The following is a 21,549-nucleotide window of genomic DNA, read 5'->3' on the forward strand; positions in this document are numbered from 1 at the left end:
CCGGAAAGCGGGCTTCATGGGTACGGTGACGATCACGGACGTCGCGCGCGCCGCGGACGTGTCCGCGGCGACCGTCTCCCGGGTGCTCAACAATCCCGACGGGGTGTCGCCGGAACTGCGCCAGAGGGTGATCGAGGCCATCGACGCCCTCGGTTACCGGCCGAACAGCTCGGCCAGGAGCTTGCGCACCCGGGCCACCAGAGTGCTCGGCGTCATCGTCTCCGACGTCACCAACCCGTTCTTCACCTCGATGGTGCGCGGGGTCGAAGACGTGGCGCAGAAGTCCGGATACTCCGTCATGCTGGCCAATACCGACGAGGACCTCGCGAAGGAGCAGCGCTACCTGGAGGTGTTCGCGGCCGAGCAGATCGCCGGGGTGGTGCTGTCCCCGGCCTCGGCCACCGACACCCGTATCGACGTGCTGTCTCGTCGCGGGATCCCCGCGGTCACCTTCGACCGCCGGTTGCGTACGGCCGAAGTGGACCGGGTGACCATCAACAACCGGCGCGCGGCCGAGCAGGCCACCGAGCACCTGATCGAGCAGGGATGCCGGCGCATCGCGTTCATCTCGGGGCCGCCCGGCATCTCCACCTCCAGCGAGCGGCTCGCCGGCTACCACGCGGGCCTGCGCCGCGCCGGGCTGCCGATCGAACCGGGCCTGGTATCCGACGGTGGATTCCGGGTGGTCGGTGGCCACGAGGCCGCTCTGCGGCTGCTCGCGCAGGATCCTCGCCCGGACGGCATGCTGGTGGCCAACAACCTGATGACGGTGGGCGCCGTCAACGCGTTGGACGATCTGGCGCTGCGGGTCCCGACCGATCTGGCGCTGGTCGGTTTCGACGATCTGAGCTGGGCGCTGAACGCGCGGTCCCGGATCACCACGGTCGACCAGCCGACGTACGAGATCGGCCGGCGGGCCGCGGAGTTGCTGCTGGGCCGGGTGCAGGGGGAGCGCTCGCCGGCCCGTCGAATCACCCTGCCGGCGACGTTGACGGTGCGGGACAGTTCCCGGCGCCTGCCGGTATCCGATGGCCAGCCGGTGCGTTGAATCCCGTGAGCGAGTTCAGGACCAGGACTTCGGCGGAGCCCACGGCGAGACCGTGGTTCCTCGACGTGGCCCCGAATTACCCGGGGCCACGTCGGAGACGCGGCCTAGGGACAGGACCAGCGCATCGGGACGCTCCTGTACCAGCCATAGACGACGTTGCTATCGGACACGCCCACTATCATTAGCGGTGTTATAGGTTCATCGTGCTGATACGGCAACGGATGCCGGACACCATCGTGCAGAAGCCAATAGTCTGCGCCGGCGCCGTCGCTTGCCAGGGTGGAGTAGGCAATCGAACCGGTTGTGCTGATTGCATCCACACGCCCGTCAGTCACGTAGGTCGGCGCGGCGGCGGCAGAGCCCCAGCGCCAAACCTTGCCGTACTGTTGGGGCGGCATTTCCTGCCCGATCGTGCCCGTCTGGGTGATGGCCCGGGGCCAGATGGCGTGTTCTTGCCCATCCTCCGGGCCGGGCAGGACGCGCATGCTGCCATCGGCACGCCACTCCACGGGCTCCCAGGTTGGCTCGGACAGGTCGCGGGGATCGTAGCCGACGGCGCCCACGACCGTACCCGCGTCGTCGATGTCCGCGACCCATCCGCTGTTGTCGCCGGGCGGCATCTGCAGCGCCGTCGGGTTGTTGTCCGCCGACCATACAACCGGTGTCTGGTGGAATCCGGCCTGGCGGTATCCCTCCTGGCCCGTCGAGAGGCCGACGACCACTCCGTTGTCGTTCATGCCGTATAGCACGACGTCGTCCCCGCTTTGCAGCGGTGGCAGTCGTGTGAGCTGACCGTCGTGGTAGCGCCAGCCAACCGACGCGGAACCGTCGTAGCTGGCCACGATCGCTTCGCCGTTGGGGTTGATGTCCGCGAACCCGTATTCCGCGTCGCCGAGGTCCCGCACCACGCCGGAGTCCCACAGGAGCAGGTGTTGGGACCCAGCGGCGTCCCATGCCTCGCCGACCACCCAGCGACCGGAGGGGTCGATGAGGCTGAGCTGTCCGTCACGCAGCCCGCTCGGCAACGAAAGCGTACTCATCGTGCAGGGCGCGCCGTCCGATACCGTCCGCGCCTCTACTGGCGCGGCCGAGGCCGCTATGGGTGCCACAAGAGAACCACCAACGGTTATCGCTAAACCCACCGTCAGCGTCCGTCTTAAGGTGCCTAGAACATGCGTCATCTTCGTTCCGTCTCGTCCTTTCCTGGTTACATGTTTAACCGGCAGCATTGAACGCGCCGGACGGTATGGTGATGAGGCTAGTGACCAATTGGTCGCGTAACGTCAACCCATGGTTGGACCGTCGCCTGCAGCCAGCGGGGTAGTCGATTCTTTGAGGCTTGAAGGACGCTGATGGCGGCGATGATCTGGTGAAACCATGCGTGGGAGTCCACGGGGTGGCGACCTGGTCCGGTCGCCACCCCGTGTGGTGCTGTTGTATCTCAGGGCCGCCCTGCTCGCCGCGATCGGTCACATGATGGCACCGTCAAAGGGACTCTCTCACGACGATCCGGTTGTCGCGTCGACGTGGTTAGTTCAGGGACAGGTCAGTGACATTCGCATATTCGTCGGTCCAGTGGGCGTCGAGTGCGCCTTCCTTGACCAGTGCGTGCCCATCAGTCGCGAGCACCCGATCCGGTCGCCGGAGAGGGTCAGTTGGGACACGTTGGTGTACCCGTCCTGGTCGCGGTCGGCTCGCCGGCCGCCCGGATGCGGCCCCACGGTTTGAACCCCCGACCATCGCAGCCTCAAACCTTGGTCTATCTCTCCGATTGACGAGTCCCGTCGGATGCCTTCGGATGATCAAGGCGTCCCTCAAGCAGCTGGCTTGAGGGACGCCCTCACAGATCATGGTGGTGGGGCTAGCTGGCTGGGCCGATGAGCTTCCAAGGCTCGTGGTCCGAGTCCACCCCGGTACCCGGGATGTTGCCTTGTGTCCACCACTTGGCGCGCCAGATGTTGTTCTGGTACTTCACGGTGAGCTGTTCGACCGGCTGCTTCGAGGGATCGTAGACCTTGGTCGAGTCCCAGGCGGGTGCGGAGCAGCCGCCGGCCGGTGGGGTCGTGTTGGTGGCGGCGTGGAGGTTCTCCGAGGCTGGTGTGTACGTCTTGCCGGCCAGTTGAAGCGTGGTGTTCACCGGGCCGGTCACCGGTAGGTAGTACTTGATCGGCAGGTCGAGGCTTTTACCGGCGGGGATGATCTGGCAGTAGTCGAGTGTGGTGCTGACCCGGTGGAAGGTCGCGCCGAGGCCGGTGCCGGCGTTCGGGCCGCTGCGGCCGGCGGTCAGCGTCCATGCGCCACCGGTGGCGGCGGTCTGCCAGTTGCCGTCCTTGACCAGGGCGGAGGTGGACGTCGGCAGGTCGAAGGACAGGACGTTGCCCTTGCCGCCGCCTATGGTGACGCCGGTGTTGTTGGTGATGCGTACGACCGACTGCATGGGGTAGAGGTCCGCGAGGCCGTCCTTGTACTGCACCAGGTCGACGGTGAGGTTGGCGGTCGTGCTCGGCGGCTTGACGGTGCTGCCGTCGCTGCGGCTGGCGCCGGGTGCTGCCGCGCCGTCGAGCCGGTCGTGGATGCGCCGGGTGAGGGTGTATCCCATGGTGCACGGCCGGTCGGCGGTGACGGTCGCGGGGCAGTCGTAATCGCCGGACAGCTCCCAGATCATGACGCCGCCCGCCCCGCTGGCCTTGACGTAGTCGACGAGGGCATCGACCGACTGCTCGTCCTCAATGGACAGATAGGTCTTCTTGGTGGCGTTCCACAGCCACGCCGACTTGGTCGTCGGGTCCCAGTGCCGCTCGTAGGTGCCGGTGAGCCTGTCGTCGGCGTCGGAGTTCGGGTCCAGTCCGACGGCTCCGGCGTAGCTGGGGAGTACCCCGGCCTGGAGATTCTCGGCGTGCCACATCGGGTTGGTGCCGCTGCCGAGTTCGCCGCCCCGGATGCTGCTGTCGTGCCAGATGTTGTCGATGCCGACGGCACCGTCGCCGCACCGCCGGGTGATTCCGGTGCCGGGTTCGCAGCCGGTGCGCTGCGAGGTGCCCCACATGCCGGCGTCGCCGCCGGTGACGTTGCGCCAGCCCCGGGTGTAGTACGGCACGCCGATGTTGATCCGGCCGGCCGCGACCGCGCCGCGCAGGTAGTGCACGGCCCAGTCGGTGTTGAAGTAACCGATGCCCTGGTATTCGGGGGTGGTGTACAGGTCGGACAGTTCGGGGTCCTTGCCGTCGTCGTAGAGCGGCGCGTTGGGTCCGACGACGTCGTTCCAGGTGCCGTGGAAGTCGTACGCCATGAGGTTGGTGAAGTCCTGGTAGCGCAGGCCTTTCTGGTTCTCCATGCCACGTACCAGGTAGCCGGAGGCGGACGCGGCGGAGGTCAGCAGGTAGTAGTGCTGATCGGTGACGGCGGCGCGGTCGAGCCGGTCCCGCAGGGTCTGCATGAGCGTGACGTACGCCGCGGGTAGCCCCAGGCGGCGGGGTTGCGCGGTCGGCCAGTCGTTGGGGTTGCCGGTCTGGTCCAGCGCCGTCGGGTACTCGAAGTCGATGTCGACCCCGTCGAAGCCGTACCGGCGGAGGAAATCCACGACCGAGTCGGCGAACGTGGCGATGCCCGCGGTGTTGACGGTGCCGTTGGCGTTGGTGGTCATCGCGTAGAAGCCGGCGGACTCTGCCCAGCCGCCCACCGAGATGAGCGTCTTGACCCGCGGATGCAGCCGCTTGTACTTGGTCAGCAGGTTGAAGTGCCCCTGGTACGGCAGGTTCGGGTCCATTTCGGCGCCAGGTATGCCGGGCCAGGTCATGCCGATGGCCGGGTTGTTCGGGCCGGCGGCTCCCACGGAGATCCGGTTGTTCTCGACCTGGGCGAAGGCGTAGTTGATGTGCGTCACCTGCGACCACGGGATGTTCTTGACGAGGTAGTAGGGGCTGCCGTCGGCGCCGGTGCGGTCGCCGTTGAAGTAGCCGATCACCCGCCGGGACCGCCCCTGACCCAGCCACTCCCGGCCATCGGAGTCGTAGACGTCGCAGTACGGGGTGTTCACGCCTGGCGTCGGTGTCAGGCCGTCCGGGCGGCAGGTGTTCTGGGCGCCGGTCGGCGGCTTGGTGCCGCCGTCGTCGCCACCCGGCTGCGCCTCCATCGGATCGCCCGCTCCGCCGTTGATCGCGGTGGGGTCGGGCGGGGTGACGCCGTTGTACGCGTTCCAGGTGTAGTCGAGGTCGGCGGAGGCGGGCTTGCCCGGCCAGTTGAAGTAGTTGTAGACGAGATCAGCGGGGTTGGTAGCCAGGTACCCCTTGCCCGGCAAGTCATCGGCGTCGTCCCAGGCCCACGCCGGGTTGGCGGCATCGGTTGCGCAGTCACCGTCCGCCGGTCCTGCCACCGCGCCTTCGCCGCAGGCCGCGCCGTACGGGTTGCCGCTGTCGTCGCCGGCGAAGTTGTTCGGCGTGGCGAACAGGGTGGTCAGGTTGCGGCTGTCCCACATGCCACCTGGGGCGAAGATGTCGGTCAGGGTGTACTGCACGTCCCGGTCGTTGGGTCCGTCGGGCACCTCGGCCGTGGTGCCGGGGTAGTAGAGGATGCCGTCGCCGTTCCGGTACTGGTCTCCGAGGTCCGGGGAGGGTTTCCGGGTAGCCCCCATGGCCCACGCGGCGTGGGTGCTGGCCTGCTGGGCCGTCCACGGGCGCTGATGACCGTCGTCGTGCGGGCTGCTCGTCGTCGCGATCGCACCGTCGACGTCCTCGGCGCCGCTGGAGAAGTCGCTGCCTTCGGGTACCCAGGAGTAGAAATTGCTGTGCGCGACGGTGATGGCGGCCTTGAACGTTCCGTGCGCCGAGCCGTCGTTGGCCACGACGATCAGGACGCCTTCGGCGTCGTTCTCGTGCTCGGTCGCGTCCTCCTCGAAGTCGTCGAGGGCGGCGTCCGCCCAGTCGCGCGGATGGAAGAACATGTAGATCAGGTAGGAGAAGCTCGGCGTCTGGACTACCGAGTAGTACACGTGGGCCTTCAGCGGGAACTCGCTGGCGTTCTCCCAGTTGTTGCGGCCGTTGAGGTCGCCGTCGAAGTCGTACGAGGTCAGGTAGTCGGACTCGCCACCGAATGCGGTCTCGCCGCTGGTGTCGACGTCCTGGAAATGCACCGGCGCCCACCACTGGGCGAGTTCGGCACGTTCTGACGCGGTGGACGGAATCGTCGTGGCCGTCGTGGCCGCCGCGGCGGGACGGGCCAGACTGACGGGTCCGGACACGGCGAACAAGGCGAGGCCGGACACTACCATGAGAGATCTTGCCAATGCCCGCATGCGGTGGCGGACTGTCGCCATGGCTCTTGACGGTCTTCTGCTACTCAACATTCGAGTATCGTGCCGGCAGCACCACGGGCCAGACATTGGCGCGATGACGCGACCTGTCGGTCGAAACATCGACCGGCCTCGTCCGTCCATACGTCAGATGACGCAGGCTGGCCGCACGGATGCGTGAGGTTGGTCACGGAGCATCCAACGCTCGCTGCTCCGCCGCCCCACTCCTGGTCGCGGTCGGCTCGCCGGCCGCCCGGATGCGGCCCCACGGTTTGAACACCGCCAGCAGCAACGCCAGGATCAGGGCGATCGGCGAGACGATCGGCGGGTACAGCATTCCGTGCAGGGCAGCGTCCACCTGCTTGCCGGCGGCCAACTCCCGGCCCACCCGGCTCAGCTCGTCCAGGCCCGGCCGCAGCGCGACCAGCACCAGCCCGGTGAGCATCAGGTTCAGCACCAGTTTGGTGGCGACCCACCAGTACCGTACAAGCCCGTACCGGCTGCCGAGCCCGAGCACGATGCCGGTGGCCAGGCAGGTGAGGCCGGCGACGAACAGGGGCCATACGGCGACGAGGCCGAGCACCTGGTAGCACAGCGCGACGGTCGCGGTGTCGTTGCGCACCAGCGAGGTGAAGACCAGCACGCCCATGACGACGTCGATGCCCAGCCATGAACCGGCCGACGCGATGTGCAGGACGAGTACCGATTTGCGGGTGAGCGGCCGCAGTCTCGGGAACCCGCCGCCCCGCGGGACACCGGATTCCACCGCACGTTCTGGCGTCATTGTCGCGTACCTTCCTCGATCCTTCGCCTGACCGGCCCAGTATCGCGGCGCGGCCGGGCAGGCGCGTGCGACTCGGGAAGGCGATCGCGGTACCTCGCCGGTCTTACGCGCCGGCCGCCGGTGCGGTGCCCGGTACTCCGGCGGGAGTACCGCCGATTGTCTCCACCGGTGCGACGCCGGCGCGCGGGTGACGAGGTGTGCTGGTACGGGCACCGGACGAACCGCGCCCGTACCTCATCAGGAGATCTTCGATGTCACAGACCAGACCCTCGGGCCGCCAGGCGACGCTCGTCGCTGACGTCGCCGCCCGGACCGAGGCTGCCAGCAAGGTGTACGGCCGGGGTGGCTCCGCGGTGACCGCCCTCGACGGCGTCACCGTCGACTTTCCCGCGGGAGCCTTCACCGCGGTGATGGGGCCGTCCGGCTCCGGCAAGTCGACACTGATGCACTGCCTGGCCGGGCTGGACCGGACCACGGCCGGGAAGGTGTACCTCGGCGATGTCGACCTCGGTACCCTCGACGAACGGCGCCTCACCGCGCTGCGCCGTACCCGGATCGGTTTCGTGTTCCAGTCTTTCAACCTTCTGCCGACGCTCAGCGCGGCGGAGAACATCTCGCTGCCGGCCGAGCTGGCGGGGATCCGGCTGGACGCCGCGCGGGTCGATCGGGTGATCGACGCGGTCGGGCTGCGGGGGCGGTCGGCGCACCGGCCGAGTCAGCTCTCCGGCGGGCAGCAGCAGCGCGTGGCCGTCGCGCGGGCGCTGGTGACCGACCCCGACCTGATCGTCGCCGACGAACCCACCGGCAATCTGGACTCCCGCGCCAGTGGCGACGTGCTCGGTCTGCTGCGGTCGGCGGTCACGGACTTCGGCCGTACCGTCGTCATGGTCACCCACGACCCGGGCGCGGCCGGGTACGCGGATCGGGTCGTCTTTCTCGCCGACGGCCGGATCGCGGATGTCATGACCGAGCCCACCGCTGACCGGGTGCTCGACGCGATGAAGGGCCTGACACGATGAGTGAGCGTAGCGAGCGAGTCATGGGGCGCAGTGCGGTCGTGCCTCATCGTGCCGGCGAGCGCAGCGAGGTGGCACGATGAGCGCCCCCGTGGTCCGGGTGACCCTGCGCGGTCTGTGGTTTCGCCGTCGTCGCCTCGTCGGGCTGTTCGTCGCCGTGTTCCTGGGCGTCGCGTTCCTGGCCGGAATTCTGGGCCTGTCCGCGACCATGACGGATGCGATCGACACGTCGTACCAGACGGCGAACCGGGGCGTCGACGCGATCGTACGCAGCGGGACCGAGGTAGCCAGCGGCGCGGACGAGATCCGGGGGCCGATTCCGGTGTCCGTCCTCGACGCGGTCCGGTCCGCTCCGGGCGTGGCCGATGCCCAGGCCGAAGCCAAGGGAGCGGCGACGATCACCGGCGCGGACGGCAAACTGGTCACCGGCCTCGGCCCCCGCGACGCCGGTACGTGGATCGCCGACGCCGCGTTGAATCCGTGGCGGATCGTGGCCGGATCGGCTCCGCGCGGACCCGCCGACATCGTCATCGACAGGGCATCGGCGACGGCGGGCCACCTGACGCCGGGCAGCACGACGACCGTGTACGCCCCCGACCCGGTGCGGGTGACCGTCACCGGCATCGCCACCTACGGCGGCCAGGACGCCAACGGCGGCAGTTCCTACGTGGCGTTCACCCTCGCCGGTGCGCAGCGCTACCTGCTGGGTGACTCGGGGGCGGTGTCCGACATCGTGGTACGCGCGGACACCGGTGTCGCCGAGGATTCACTCGTCGCGGCGATCGGGGCCGCGCTGCCGGACGGCGTCGAGGCGGTCGGCGGCCGGCAGGCGACCCGCGACCAGATCGCCACGGTCGACGACGGCTTCCTCAAGTTCTTCAAGGCGTTCCTCGACATCTTCGCCGGCATCGCCCTGCTGGTCGCCGCGCTCAGTATCCACAACACGTTCAGCGTCGTCGCCGCCGGTCGGGCGCGCGAGCTGGCGTTGTTGCGGGTGCTCGGCGCGCGGCGGAGCCAGGCGCTGCGCGGATTGGTTCTCGAGGCCGCCGTGCTCGGGCTGGTCGGCTCGGTCGCCGGCGTCGCGGCCGGCTACGGCATGGCCGCCGGGCTCAAGGGCGCGTTCGCCGGCCTCGGGCTCCCGCTGCCGCTGCACGGCGTCGTGTTTACCGTCGCGGATGCGCTCATCGCCGTCGGGGTCGGCGTCGTGGTCACCGTGGTCGCGACGCTCTCGACGGCGGTACGCGCCTCCCGGACCCCGCCGCTGGCCGCGTTGACGGCCGTCGCGGTGGACACTTCCGCAGCCTCGCGCGCCCGGCCAGTCGCCGGGCTCGCCGTCACCGCCGCCGGTGCTGCCGGCACGGCCTTCGGCGCTGCCGGCTCCTCGGACGTCGTGACCGGCGTGGCCGCCGTCGCCACGCTCGTCGGTCTGATCATCCTGGGTCCCGCGACGTGCGCGTGGGCGGCGCGGGCGGCCGGCCGGTTCCTGGGCGGCGCGAACCGGGTCAACGCCCGCATCGCCCAACGCAACGTGTTGCGGTCGCCGGCACGGGTGGCGTCCGCCGGGGCGGCGCTGATGGTCGGTGTCGCGCTCGTGGCGATGTTCGCGGTCATCGGGGCGTCCATCTCCGCGTCGACGACCGGCACGCTGGGCGCCATGTTCACCGGGGACCTCGTCGTCTCGGGTGGTGGCAGCGCGTACGGCAACAGCGGCTTCAGTCCCCAGGTCGCCACGCGCGTCGCCGCGGTACCCGGGGTTGGCACGGCCGCCGGGGTCGGTACCGGCCAGGCTCGCATCGCCGGTACCGCGCAGACGGTCACGGTCGCCGACCCGGTCGCGCTCGCCCGCGCGTTCACGATCGCGGCCGGCGCGGGGCGGCTGGCTGTGTCGCGGACGGTCGCCGAGGAGCACGGCTGGCACACCGGTTCACGGGTGGACGTCACCTTCGTCGACGGTCGTACCGAGACGTTGCCGATCGGCGCGCTGTACCGGCCGACCGCGCCGCTGAGCGACTACATCGTGCCGGCCGACGTCTGGTCCGCGCACAATCCCCGGCAACTCGTCTCCGCGGTGTACGTGGTGACCACCCCCGGTGCCGACACCGGCGCGGTACGCGCGGCGGTCACGTCGATCGCGGGGGAGTACGGCGGCCTCGCCGTCGCCGGCCGTGCGAAATTCGTCGACGACACCGTCGCCGGGGCGAGCACGCTCCTCAACGTGGTGTACGTGATGCTCGCCCTCGCCGTCGTGATCGCGATCCTGGGCATCGCCAACACGCTGGCCCTGGCGGTGGCGGAGCGGTACCGGGAGATCGGGCTGCTGCGCGCCGTGGGCGCGGGCCGGGCGCAGGTACGGCGGATCATCCAGTGGGAGGCGCTCCTCACCGCCGCCCTCGGTACCGTCTCGGGCACCGTGCTCGGTGTCTTCTTCGGCTGGGCGCTCTCGTCGACGACCTCGAATTCCGGCGGTGGCGAGGTGTTCGCCGTACCGTGGGTACGGATCGCGCTGATCGTACTGATCGGTGCGCTGGCCGGACTGGTCGCGGGGTCCCGACCGGCGCGCCGGGCGGCCCGACTCGATCCGCTGGTCGCGATCGCGTCGGAGTGATCGCCACTGGGCGCGTGCAGCCGTGGGAGGAGCCGCGTGAACGTAGCTCGACCGGCCGTCCGTGACGGGGTGCTGGCCGCGACCGTGACCGGAGTGACGGTCGCGGTCAGCATCGGAGTCAACGGGTGGCACGAGGGCCGGCCCGACCTGGCGGCGCGGCCGCTGGACGCCGGCGGCGTCGCCCTACTGCTGGTCGCCGGGGGCGCGTTGGCCTGGTGGCGCCGCGCCCCGACGGTCACCCTGCTGGTCACGTTCTTCGCGGTGACCGGCTACAACCTGGCCAAGTACCCGCCCGGTCCGGCGTACCTGCCTGCGATCATGGGTACTTTCGCCGCCATCCTGTGGGGCCGCCGCTGGGTCGCGTACGCCGTCCTCGCGTGCGGGTACCTGCTGGCGGTCCGGCCGCTCGTCGGCGACTCGGCCGCCGGTACCCAGTTCGGTCTCGCCGCCTGGCTGCTCGTGCTCGCCGGCGCCGCCGAGATAATCCGGATCCGCACCCGGGCCCGGCGTGCCGAGGCGGGACGGCGCGCCCAGGCGGCGCGCGCCGAGGCGGACGCGGCCCGCAGCCGGGCCAGCGAGCAACGGCTGCGGGTGGCGCGGGAACTGCACGACACGCTCGGCCACCAGCTCGCACTGATCACCGTCCAGGCCAACGCCGGCCTCGGGCTCGTCGCGCGGGATCCCGGCCGTACGGCGGACGCGCTGCGCGCCATCAAGGAGGCGGGCAACGCCGCGCTCGCCGACCTGCAGTTCGCGCTGGACACGCTGCGCTCCACCGACGAGGGCGCCGAATATCCGGGCCCCGGCGACGACGAGGCGCGGCATCCGGCGCCACTGGTGTCGTCCCCGGTCGACCTCGCCCGGCTGCTGGAGGGCGCGCACGCGGCCGGGCTGCGCGCGACGCTGAACTCGGTCGGGCCGCCGCGGTTGGTTCCCTTCGCCGTCGACCGTGCCGCGTACCGGATCGTCCAGGAGGCCGTGACCAACGCGATCCGGTACACCGGGGCGGGCGCGAGCCTGTTGGTGCGGATCACGTACGCGGAGCGCAGCCTGTCGGTACTCGTGACAAACGACGTCGGCGCCGGCCCGCGGCAACCCGCCGACGTGGCGGCGTCCGCGACCAGCGCCCCGGCGGCGCGCCGGTCCAGCGGCATCGGGCTGGTGGGCATGCGGGAGCGGGTGAGCGCGCTGGGCGGGCGGTTCGACGCCGGGCCGGACCCGCGGGGCGGCTTCACGGTGGAGGCGACGCTGCCGATCGGACCCAACTCATGAGGGAGGCCCCGAAGTGACTTCCGTGGTGCTCGTCGACGACCAGGCACTCGTGCGGATCGGCATCGCGACGCTGCTCGACCTGGAGGACGACATCGAGGTGGTCGGCCAGGCCGGCAACGGCGAGGAGGCGCTGGAGCTCATCGCGCGGCTGCGGCCCGACGTCGTACTCATGGACATCCGCATGCCGGGCCTCGACGGCCTCGCCGCGCTCGCCAGGATCGTCGCCGACCCCCGGCTGGGCGGCGTGCATGTAGTCATGCTGACGACGTTCGCGATCGACGAGTACATCTTCGAGGCGATCCGGGCCGGTGCCGCCGGGTTCCTGGTCAAGAACAGCGAACCCGAGGAGCTGATCCGTGGGGTGCGCGCGGCGGCCGATGGCGATGCCCTTCTGTCGCCGGCGGTGACGAGGCGGTTGATGTCCGAGTACGCGACCCGGGCCAAGCTCGCACCCGCGACGCTGCGCCAGCTGGACCAGCTCACCGACCGCGAACGCGAGGTGCTGGCGCTGGTCGCCACGGGCCTGTCGAACACCGAGCTGGCCGAGCGGCTGTTCGTCAGCCCGCTGACCGTGAAGACTCACGTCTCCCGCATCATGACCAAGCTGTACGCGCGGGACCGGGCGCAGCTGGTCGTCGCCGCGTACGAGTCGGGGCTGGTGAGTCCCGGCTGGTCCGACAGCCCGCGGCGCTGACCGCCCGGACGCCCTCGACGAGCGCCGGAGCACCGCCTTCGCCGGCGGGTCATGGCCTTTCCGGCCATCAGCACCGCCGGCGGTGACCTGCCAGGGCAGGTCACCGCCGGTCGATGTGCACGGGCCGTTCGACGTTGAACGACCCTCTGGGGTTCAGTAGGACCGAGCGACTCTCCCGAGGTCACCGACTCCCGGAGAGCCACCAGCTTTCAGGAGACCAGCGCCCGCCAGGTGTTACGACCGACGATCCCGTCCGCTTCCAGCCCCTGGTCGGCCTGGAACGACAGCACGGCCGCACCGGTATCGGCGTCGAACTGCCCGTTCACCGTCAACGACGCACCGCGCGCGTTCAGCTCGGCCTGCAACGCCTTGACAGCCAGCCCCGTGCTGCCCTGCCGCACGGTGACGATCAGCCACTGCCAGGTGTTCGCGCCGACGATCCCGTGCGCGGTCAGCCCGTGGGCCGACTGGAACGACGCCGCGGCCCTACGGGTACCCGGACCGAACTTCCCGTCCACCGTCAACGACGCACCGTTCGCGTCGAGCAGGTACTGCAGCGTGGTCACCTGCCGGCCCTTCTGCCCCTGCCGCACGATCGGCCAGCCGGTGCCGGGCGGTGGCGGGGGCGGGCTGTAGTCGCCCAGCGCGAACGACTTCAAAGCGTCGAGGGTTCCGTTGAAGAGGTCCTGATCGCCGGGGAACGTCCCGGAGTCGTCGTTCTGCCAGACGGTGTAGGTGTTCCAGCCGGTGGGCAGCGGGGTCGACGCTCCGGAGTAGGTGGCGACCCACAGCGGATCGTGGGCGCCGAAAGTGGTGCTGTTGCCGGTGCAGGAGGCCCACCAGTCCACCGTCGAGTAGATGGTCGGGTACCGGGTGGTACGCGCCCGGTACTCGTCGACGAACGAGGCGATCCAGCTGACCATCGACGCCGGGCTCAGCCCGTAGCAGGTGCTCCCGGACGGGTTGTACTCGATGTCCAGGGCACCGGGGAGGGTCTTGCCGTCAGCGGTCCAGCCGCCGCCGTGGTCGACGAAGTAGTCGGCCTGGGTGGCACCGCTGGAGGCGTCGGGGTGCGCGAAGTGGTACGCGCCCCGGATGAGCCCCACCGCGGCCGAGCCGTCGAACTGCTGGCCGAAGTAGCTACTGACGTAGTCGGTGCTCTCCGTCGCCTTGATGTAGGCGAACGTCGCACCGTTCGTGGCCACCGACGGCCAGTCGACGTTCTCCTGGTACCCGCTCACGTCGAGGCCCTTGAGGGTACCCGTCGAGAACGGCTTGACCGCCGGCGCCGGTACGCGGGCCGAGAGCCCCGATCCCGCGTGGTCGGCATCCTCCTGCTGGGCTGCCTTGTTCCCCTGGCTCGAGGCGGAACTCTGCTGGGCCACGGCGAAATCCCGCTGTCCGGTCGAGGACGGGGTGGCGGCCGAGGCCGACACCCCTCCCAGCAGCAGCGAGCCGACGGCGGCGATGCCGGCAGTGACGCCGGCAAGGCCGCGCGACCGGCGGGTCACAGGTGTACCAGGCCGTAGAAGTTCGAGCTGGACAACGCGTACGACTTGTCCCACGCGCCCCAGATCCCGGAACTGTTCGTCGTGTTGCCGGATATGACATAGACGGTGGAGCCGCTGACATGGTCGACGACTCCGATGTGGTACCGGTCGGTCGCGTTACCGAAGATGATCAGGTAACCGGGCTGCGCGAGGCTGAGCTGGCTCGTCCCGTACCACTTGTTGTGGCTTACCGCCCAGTCGTAGACCGTCGGCACATAGGTCTCGAACGGGATGCTGACCCCGGCGTAGCGCCAGACCCAGGTGGCGAAGGCGGCGCACCAGTCGGCGCAGATGTTGTACCCCTTGCCCGGTACGCAGTTGCTGGCGGCGCGGGTACCGACCTCGGCCTTGGCGATGTTGACGATCGTCTCGCCCTGCGTCGCCCCGGCGGGACGGCAGCTCGCGACGATCCGGGCGATGCCCATCGAGGTCATGGTGTCCGCCCCGGCGACGCCGTCCGCGGAGAGACCGTGCGCGCTCTGGTAGCTCTTGACCGCGCTCGTGGTCGCCGACGAGTAGTTCCCGTCGGGACTTGCCATGCCGGCCTTGGTCTGCACGAGCTGGACCACCGTCTTCAACTCGGCGAGCGTCCCCGCTCCGATGGCGGCGTCCACGCTCAGGCACCGGTCGCTCTGGAAGGCCGACGTCGCCGCCTGGGTCTTCGGCCCGACGACGCCGTCGACCGAACCGACGTTGTAGTTCAGTCCGTTGAGGTCTGTCTGTGCGGTCTGGACGTCGGTCGCCGCGAACGACACGCCAGGGCTGAATACCATCGCCGCGACCGCCGCCGCGGCGGCCACGGTCGCGATCGCGGCGCTGCGCCAGCTCCGCGTTCTCCGGTGTTCCGTCTGGAACCTGATCATGACGGGCTCCTCTGCATCCGCGTTGATGCTGCCGGGGTGGGGCAGCGTGCTGGTTGTACCGCACAAACGTTGTCAGGCGTCGATAGGTGGACGCCGGACAACGAAGTCCGGATAACGACTGCCCGGGGGAGCGGGCTGCCCGCCAGTCGCTGGCCAGAGCCCACTACTCGGTGATACCGTATAGCGGTACTCGGTGCCACTCAGTACCGGGAGGACCGGAGAGGGCCCGCGATGGACGACCTGACGGAGATGCTGAAGGGCACGCTCGAGGGCTGCGTGCTGGAAATCATCCGCAGCGAGGAGACGTACGGGTACGCCATCACGCGTCGGCTGAACGAGCTCGGCTTCGCCGACGTCATCGAGGGGACGGTGTACACCATCCTGCTGCGGCTGGAGAAGAACGGGCTCGTCCAGGTGACGAAGCGACCATCCGGGATGGGCCCACCGCGCAAGTTCTACGCGCTCAACGACGCGGGACGCGAAGAACTCGCGACGTTCTGGACGAAGTGGGAGTACCTCTCGTCACGAATCGACAAGCTTAAGGAGGGTGGGAGATGAACTTCTGGGAGACCATCACGGGCAGCGATCTCACCAGGGAATGGAAGGCGTTCGAAGCCCGCGCCGAGGCATTGCCGGCCGACTACCGGGCGGCGTGGGAACAGATCAAGGCTCACCTCTTTCCCTACTCGGGCTTTACGGGTCGCAACCTGATGCCGATCCTCGACGGCGCTCTGGGCCTGCTCGAAGAGACAGCGGCGGACGGGCAGAGCATTCACGAGGTGCTGGGCGACGACATCAAGGGCTTCTGCGCGGCACTGGCCGGCGGAGAAGGGGCTCGCACCTACCGCGACCGGTGGCGCGAGCAGCTGAACAGGAACGTCGCGAGGAAACTGGGCCGGCTGGGAGGCTGACGTGGGCATCCAGGACATCATCGAGGGCAAGAAGCAGTGGCGGGCGCACCTGGCGCGGGTCAAGGCACTCCCGCCGGACTACCAGATCGTCTACAAGGAGATGCAGAGGTACCTCTTCAAGGTCGGACCGGTCGACTTGGCCGACGGGCGCCTGCTCTCGGGGATCGTCGATTTCTTCGAGGAGGGCGTCACGGCCGGCAAGGGAGTCTTGGAACTCATCGGCAACGACGTCGCCGCCTTCTGCGACGACCTGGTCAAGGATTCGCGCACCTACGCGGACATCTACCAGGAGTCCATCAGCGGAAAATCCGGCACGGCCGAGAAATAGCGCCCGCCAAGGCAACGCCACGCCGACCCGCGATCGACCACTCTTGTGGACCCTTCGAATCGACGGGAGCGATGGATGGCTGAGCAGAGACGTGGGTGGCGCCGGCGGCAGGCCCGGGGTGCCGCCGGCGGTTCGCGCGGGACGGCCGGGACGCGGGTACCGTGCCGGCACGCTCGATGAGTGCCGCGACCGACGGGACTCTGGACGCCGACGCCGAGTACACCGAGTACGTGCGGTCCCGCATGACGGTGTGGCGGCGCACGGCGTACCTGATGTGCGGCGACTGGGATCGCGGCGACGATGTCGTGCAGCGCACCATGACGGAGTTGTACCGCAAGTGGCCGAAGGCCCGACGGGCCGACAACCTCGACGCGCTGGTGCGCACCATGCTGCTGCGCCGGATGCTGGACGAGCGCCGGCTGGGCTGGTTCCGCGTACGGCTGACCACCGAACTGCCCGACCGTGCGGCGCCGGCCGGCTCTGATCCCGACGACCGGGTCACGTTGATGGCGGCGCTGCGCGGTCTCGCGCCGGGGCAGCGGGCCGTGCTGGTGCTGCGCTTCTTCCAGGATCTGACCGTCGAGGAGACAGCGGATGCGCTCGCCTGCTCGCCGGGCACGGTGAAGAGCCAGACATCGAAGGCGCTGGCGACGCTGCGCCGCTCGCTCACGGTGAAGGCAGGTGCGCGATGAACGCGGTACCCACGGCAATCGACAGTGACGGAGGCACACGGCGTTGAGCGAACAGGTGGAGATCGCCGCTCTGCTGCACGCAGAGGCGACGACCGATGAGCCGCCGTCCAGCGTTCTAGATGTGAAGCGGGCGATGTCGGTCGGCCGGCGGCAGCGCCGGTACGGGCGGGCGGCCTGCGCCGGACTCGTGGTGGCGGTGCTCGCCGCGGGTGCGGTCACGGTACCGAGGGTGCTGCCGGCCCGCGGTACGGCAGGGTACGACGTCGCCGGCCTGCCGGCCGTGTCGGCACTGCCGACCATGTCCGGTGATGTGGCGCCGCCGAGCTTCGACCCGCTCAAGCTGTACCTGAAGTTCGGTTGGGTTCCCGGCCGCTACGACCAGCGCTCGTACGAAGTGGGCGCCACGGGGCAGGGCATGATGGCAGTCCTCATGGCGTACCCGGTTGTCGGGCACGACTGGCAGGGTGTGTCGGTCACGTTGTACCCCCGCGGCGTCACCCCGCCGCCACCGCAGCGCCTGGTCGGCCGGGCCACGGTGACCCGCACCATCCCGGCGTCGGTGAACGGGCAGGACGCGAATTGGACCGTCTACAGTGGAGCGACTATACCCGAGGCGTTTCTGGACTGGCGGTACGCGCCGCAGGGGTGGGCCCGGATACAGGTGACCGACGCCAACGCGGACGTGGCCGACATCGCGGTACGGGTCGCGGAGAAGCTCCAGGTCAGCACGACCACCTCGGTGACGGTGCCGTTCCGGGTCGGCGCGTTGCCCTCCGGGCTCCGGCGGGTCTCGACAAGCATCAACTCCTCGACGCAGTCCGACGACTCGCCCTGGTACGCCGAGATGGCGTTCAGCGCCGGTCGGACCGAGCAGCAGCGGGAAGACGAGAGGCTGATCGTCAACGCGACGGCATACCGCGACCAGGACAGGGTCGGCGGGAAGGGCTTCGACACGCCGAACACCACGATCGACGGGCACCCGACGAGCCAGATACCACCGAGCGGGCCGACGAGCGACCTGACGGTCTACCACATAGGGTTGATGAACCTTGAGGTCGAGGCCAGTACCCTCGGGGTGGCCGGGCTGCTGGGCCCAGAGGGGTGCCGCAGCGTGTACCCGAGACTCAACCCGGTTCCGGGCAACGCCAGTTCGGTGATCAGTCAGCTGGGCTGACCGTGCGGATGGCGCCGCCCGTCCGCCGGGTGGGCGGCGCGCCGCTTGACCAGTGCCACGCGCCCCACCCACCCTCCTGGAGCCCCCGGATGACGCGTCTTCGCCTGCTCATGCTCAGCGGTCTGATCGTGGCGGTCGCGTCGGGGGCGCTGGTCATCCTGGTACCGGCCACTCGGTCCAGGCTCTACAACGTCGCCGCACAGGCGTACGGCGCCACCTCCCCGACCCCGGGCCGGGCCAACATCGCGATGCAGGCCGCGCCGCCACCGCCGACCCTGAGAGCCGGCCAGGTCACCATCCCCACAAGCCCGAGCTTCGAACGGTTCGGCTGGGCGTTCCTGGACCTGCGAGCCAAGAAGCTGATCGGATCGACCAACAAGGACACGATGGTCAACACCACCGAGTCGATGGTCAAACCCTGGCTGGCCGCGGACTACTTCACCCGTCTGGGCGGCGCCCAACCGACCGATGCGATGCTGCGCACCATCACCTTGATGATCGAGGACAGCAATGACGACGCCGCGACCACGGTCTACGGCGCAGACGGCGGGCTGGGGTCGATCAGGCGACTCGTGTCCACGTGCAAACTGACCGAGACACATGCCGGACAGAGCTGGAGCTACACCCAGATCACCCCGGCCGACGCGGTGCGTTACGGCAGATGCATCGCCGACGGCACGGCCGCCGGCCCGAAATGGACGCCGTGGCTGCTGGACAAGATGCGGCATGTCCGGGGCGATGTAAGGGACAACAACCCGTCCAACGTGAAGGTGCAGGGCGGGCACTGGGGGATCATCGACGCCCTTCCACAGTCGCTGGCGAAGGACACGGCGATCAAGAACGGCTGGACCTACATCTACGCCGACGCGCGGTGGCACATCAACTGCATGGCCGTCCATCCGGACTGGGTACTCACAGTGGAGATGCAGTTCGCCGGCTCGCAGACGTACACCGGCCTGCAGCAGGGCGCCAACACATGCGCCTCGGTAGCACGACAACTGCTCTACACTCCGGATGTCTGACGCATGCTGCTCGGGTGCCCGAGGCGCTGACCGTGGAGCGCGCCGCTGAGCTGCTCACCGACCTGTTGCCTGCCCGCTCTCGACCGTGAACTGCGCGAGCTCGTGGTCGAGGCCGTCGCGGACGCCTAGCCTGCAGGTTGTCGACCGTTCCGACGAGGATCGGCCGCGGCCCGACGGCGTGTGTCGGACCGCGGCCTTGCGCGCCCTGCCCAGCGATCGATGGAGGACCTCGTCGGCTCCGGCGACGCGGCCCCAGGGGAGTCCGTCAGGCGCCGTAGCCGCGGCTGACGGCCAGGTTGCAGGGGTTGCTGCCGACACCGACGTACCCGGTCGTGGTGTTCGTCGCGGTGTCGAAGCGGTACAGCGCCATGCCGGAGGCGTCTCGAACGAAGTATCCGACCGCCGGGTTGTCCGGGTTGAACGCGATCGACTGCACGCCGTAGCCGGCCGTGAACGTGGCGACCACGGCGTTGGTCGCGGTGTCGATGACCGATATCGTGCTGCTCGAGCTGTTCGCGACGTAGAGCCGGGTGCCGGCCGGATTGAGCGTCACGCCCTCGGGATCCAAGCCGACCGCGATCGTGGCGACGGTGGCGTAGGTCGCGAGGTCGATGACCGACACGGTGTCGTCCAAGCCGTTCGCGACGTAGAGCCGCGTGCCGGTCGGGTCGACCGCGACTCCGGTCGGCCTCCAGCCCACGGTAATGGTGGCGACGACGGTGTGCGTGGCGGTGTCCACAACGGACACGCCATTGGTCCAGTTGCCGGCGTACACCCGGGTTCCCGTCGGGTCGAAGGCCAGGTATCCCTGGTCGCCGCTGACGGGAATGCTGGCCACGACGGCATTGGTCGCGAGGTCGACGACGGTCATTGGGCTGTTTGTGTGGTAGTTGGAATTGGTGACGTAGGCGAATGAGCCGGACGGGTCGATCGCGATGGCGTTGGGGCTCGATCCCGCGTTGTTGATGGTGGTCAGCAGCGTGTCATGAAGGGTGTCGAACACCATGATCTGGCGCGTGTTCGGCACCGTGACGTAGGCACGGGTGCCACCCGGGTTGATCGCCGCAGCGCCGGGATAGTCGTTGATGGCCAGCGTCTTGACGACCGTGTTTGTGGCGAGCGAGACCACCGACGTGCCGTAGTTCGTGCAGCTGGGGACGTAGGCGTACGGATCCGGATAGTAGGCCGCGGCCGGGTGGGACGGCAGCACCAGCGTCGCGGTGGTCACCAGGGACAGCAGGGCGAGCCGCGCGGTCGCCGCGCGGCCGGGTCGGACCCGCCGGCTGTCGGCCGATCTGTTGACGCTTGCGTTCATTGCACGCTCCCATCGTCTGGACGGCACCCGTACCGGGCGCGATCATTAGATCCCGGCGCCCACCACCTTCGCAATGATGACTTTCGATATATGAACTCTTCCCTGTGGAGCGGCTTGCTGGCCGCGCGGCGCCAGGCCGGGACACCGCATGGTGTCCCGGCCTCACCGCGTCCGGTTACTGCTTGTCGTACATGTCGTGGTGGCGCCACCAGAAGCCGGTCTCGTTGCGACCGAGCGGCGCGCGGTCCAGCCACCGGTACATGCCCCAGAGTTCGTCGATCCCACGCTCGTATGCCGAGTAGGTGTGGTAAACGACCCCGTCCTCGAGCGCGAACGCGCTGACGCCGGGCCCCTCCTTGCTGTACGTCGGCCAGTCGGTTCCGGCCGACGACGCCAACTGGTCGAGAACCGAGCCACCGCTTTCCAGGCTCGGCCCGGTGGCAGTCGACTCCTGTTCGCCTGGTGCTCGGAGGTCCATCTCGCGGAAGTTGTACCTGACGGCCCCCGCGTTCCAGTCCTGCTCGGTGTGCGTCACTCCGTAGTCGTAGTTGAAGTCGCTATTGAACGAAGAAGCCCAAGGGAAACTCCAACCCATCCGCTGCTTGTACGCATGTAGTTTCGCGGCAGGAGCCCGCGAGACCGCACAGAGTGTCACGTCGTGATTGGCCAGGTGGACGACCGAGCCATCGAAGCCGTCCGCGATCGCCGAGCAGGACGGACACCCTGCCTCGAAGTCGGGTCCGAACATGAAGTGGTACACGAGGAGTTGCGAGCGTCCAGCGAACAGATCCGGCAGGGACGCTGGGCCATCCTCGGTCTCGAAACGGTACTCCTTCTCGACGCGGACCCAGGGCAGTTCCTGGCGCCGCTGCGCGAGTTCATCGCTGCGTCGTGTCTGCTCCTTCTCGGCTTTGAGCAACTGCAGCCGGGCCGCAAGCCACTCGTCACGCGTTCCTACCTTGTGACTGGTCATTGTTTCCTCTCATTG

18 protein-coding genes are annotated in these 21,549 nt (G+C 69.1%); 11 read left to right on the plus strand and 7 right to left on the minus strand.

What is annotated here, in order from left to right; genetic code table 11:
- Positions 1-25 precede the first annotated feature (25 nt).
- Positions 26-1,048, plus strand: coding sequence for a LacI family DNA-binding transcriptional regulator (locus Raf01_RS24520; RefSeq protein ID WP_239133870.1), 1,023 nt, complete (start codon positions 26-28; stop codon positions 1,046-1,048).
- Between the two features lie 104 nt (positions 1,049-1,152).
- Here the strand turns inward: Raf01_RS24520 and Raf01_RS24525 are convergent, their stop codons facing one another.
- From Raf01_RS24525 to Raf01_RS24535, 3 genes are all read right to left on the minus strand, one after another.
- Complete coding sequence (locus Raf01_RS24525) at positions 1,153-2,088, minus strand: hypothetical protein (RefSeq protein ID WP_203920348.1); 936 nt, start codon at positions 2,086-2,088, stop codon at positions 1,153-1,155.
- An 821-nt stretch (positions 2,089-2,909) separates the two neighbouring features.
- Positions 2,910-6,314: a glycosyl hydrolase family 18 protein gene (locus Raf01_RS24530; protein WP_203920349.1), complete on the minus strand. Its 3,405-nt coding sequence runs from the start codon at positions 6,312-6,314 to the stop codon at positions 2,910-2,912.
- A gap of 208 nt (positions 6,315-6,522) precedes the next feature.
- The gene (locus Raf01_RS24535; protein WP_203920350.1) at positions 6,523-7,119 is read right to left on the minus strand and encodes a hypothetical protein; all 597 of its coding nucleotides are present in this window, start codon (positions 7,117-7,119) and stop codon (positions 6,523-6,525) included.
- A 251-nt stretch (positions 7,120-7,370) separates the two neighbouring features.
- Here Raf01_RS24535 and Raf01_RS24540 point away from each other — a divergent pair, with 251 nt between their 5' ends.
- The 4 genes from Raf01_RS24540 (at position 7,371) to Raf01_RS24555 (ending at position 12,706) form a co-directional block, all read left to right on the plus strand.
- Complete coding sequence (locus Raf01_RS24540; protein ID WP_203920351.1) at positions 7,371-8,138, plus strand: ABC transporter ATP-binding protein; 768 nt, start codon at positions 7,371-7,373, stop codon at positions 8,136-8,138.
- Between the two features lie 76 nt (positions 8,139-8,214).
- Positions 8,215-10,740, plus strand: coding sequence for an ABC transporter permease (locus tag Raf01_RS24545; RefSeq protein WP_203920352.1), 2,526 nt, complete (start codon positions 8,215-8,217; stop codon positions 10,738-10,740).
- Positions 10,741-10,776: 36 nt separating this feature from the next.
- Positions 10,777-12,012, plus strand: coding sequence for a sensor histidine kinase (locus Raf01_RS24550; RefSeq protein ID WP_203920353.1), 1,236 nt, complete (start codon positions 10,777-10,779; stop codon positions 12,010-12,012).
- A gap of 13 nt (positions 12,013-12,025) precedes the next feature.
- Complete coding sequence (locus Raf01_RS24555) at positions 12,026-12,706, plus strand: response regulator (RefSeq protein WP_203920354.1); 681 nt, start codon at positions 12,026-12,028, stop codon at positions 12,704-12,706.
- A 209-nt stretch (positions 12,707-12,915) separates the two neighbouring features.
- Here the strand turns inward: Raf01_RS24555 and Raf01_RS49770 are convergent, their stop codons facing one another.
- Together Raf01_RS49770 and Raf01_RS24570 are read right to left on the minus strand one after the other, a co-directional pair.
- Complete coding sequence (locus Raf01_RS49770; RefSeq protein WP_239133871.1) at positions 12,916-14,217, minus strand: GH25 family lysozyme; 1,302 nt, start codon at positions 14,215-14,217, stop codon at positions 12,916-12,918.
- Entirely contained in the window at positions 14,214-15,119 is a 906-nt protein-coding gene (locus Raf01_RS24570; protein ID WP_203920355.1) for a peptidoglycan-binding protein, read from the minus strand. Before Raf01_RS24570 ends, Raf01_RS49770 begins: the two co-directional genes overlap by 4 nt.
- A gap of 231 nt (positions 15,120-15,350) precedes the next feature.
- Between Raf01_RS24570 and Raf01_RS24575 the strand changes: the two genes are divergently transcribed.
- The 6 genes from Raf01_RS24575 to Raf01_RS24600 all read left to right on the plus strand — a co-directional run bounded on the left by Raf01_RS24575 (position 15,351) and on the right by Raf01_RS24600 (position 19,246).
- Positions 15,351-15,677 (plus strand): PadR family transcriptional regulator, encoded by a 327-nt coding sequence (locus Raf01_RS24575; RefSeq protein ID WP_203920356.1) that lies wholly within the window; start codon positions 15,351-15,353, stop codon positions 15,675-15,677.
- Positions 15,674-16,030, plus strand: a complete 357-nt coding sequence (locus Raf01_RS24580; protein ID WP_203920357.1) for a DUF1048 domain-containing protein — start codon at positions 15,674-15,676, stop codon at positions 16,028-16,030. Before Raf01_RS24575 ends, Raf01_RS24580 begins: the two co-directional genes overlap by 4 nt.
- A 1-nt stretch (position 16,031) precedes the next feature.
- The gene (locus Raf01_RS24585) at positions 16,032-16,358 is read left to right on the plus strand and encodes a DUF1048 domain-containing protein (protein ID WP_203920358.1); all 327 of its coding nucleotides are present in this window, start codon (positions 16,032-16,034) and stop codon (positions 16,356-16,358) included.
- Between the two features lie 176 nt (positions 16,359-16,534).
- Positions 16,535-17,050 carry a SigE family RNA polymerase sigma factor gene (locus Raf01_RS24590; RefSeq protein ID WP_203920359.1) on the plus strand — a complete coding sequence of 172 codons (516 nt, stop codon included), beginning with the start codon at positions 16,535-16,537 and terminating at the stop codon, positions 17,048-17,050.
- Between the two features lie 43 nt (positions 17,051-17,093).
- The gene (locus Raf01_RS24595) at positions 17,094-18,224 is read left to right on the plus strand and encodes a hypothetical protein (protein WP_203920360.1); all 1,131 of its coding nucleotides are present in this window, start codon (positions 17,094-17,096) and stop codon (positions 18,222-18,224) included.
- Positions 18,225-18,313: 89 nt separating this feature from the next.
- Positions 18,314-19,246, plus strand: coding sequence for a hypothetical protein (locus Raf01_RS24600; protein WP_203920361.1), 933 nt, complete (start codon positions 18,314-18,316; stop codon positions 19,244-19,246).
- A 265-nt stretch (positions 19,247-19,511) separates the two neighbouring features.
- On the opposite strand, the gene Raf01_RS24605 is transcribed toward Raf01_RS24600, so the two are convergent.
- Both Raf01_RS24605 and Raf01_RS24610 read right to left on the minus strand, forming a co-directional pair.
- A complete protein-coding gene (locus Raf01_RS24605; RefSeq protein WP_203920362.1) occupies positions 19,512-20,561 on the minus strand; it encodes a YVTN family beta-propeller repeat protein in 1,050 nt (349 codons plus the stop codon).
- Between the two features lie 175 nt (positions 20,562-20,736).
- Entirely contained in the window at positions 20,737-21,534 is a 798-nt protein-coding gene (locus Raf01_RS24610; protein ID WP_203920363.1) for a DUF899 domain-containing protein, read from the minus strand.
- Positions 21,535-21,549: the final 15 nt, after the last annotated feature.

It is taken from the genome of Rugosimonospora africana, assembly GCF_016862975.1.
Taxonomy (GTDB): domain Bacteria; phylum Actinomycetota; class Actinomycetes; order Mycobacteriales; family Micromonosporaceae; genus Rugosimonospora; species Rugosimonospora africana.